Below are 250 nucleotides of genomic sequence, written 5' to 3'. Positions count from 1 at the left end.
ATCTTTTGACACGCAGACAACGCATGAGCATCGGTGAGGAAACCGAGTATGCGTATATGGCCACTATAGAAGCTTTGAAAAATGCAGGAATTGACGATGCTTTTTTTGATGATCATGAAGTTGGAATTATGTACGGAAACGACAGTGTTTCTAAAGCCATTATTGACGCTACAGATATTGTTCGCGAGAAAAAAGACACCGCTCTAATTGGTTCTGGTGCGATTTTTAAATCGATGAATTCTACCGTTAC

1 pseudogene is annotated in these 250 nt (G+C 40.0%); it reads left to right on the top strand.

Annotated features, from left to right (window positions below):
- A pseudogene (locus ACWA1B_RS23210) lies at positions 1-250 on the top strand (beta-ketoacyl-[acyl-carrier-protein] synthase family protein); the annotation flags it as partial.

Source organism: Flavobacterium xizangense, from assembly GCF_054075145.1.
Note: the sequence above shows the minus strand (reverse complement) of the source record. Positions and strands in the feature narration are given on the sequence as shown.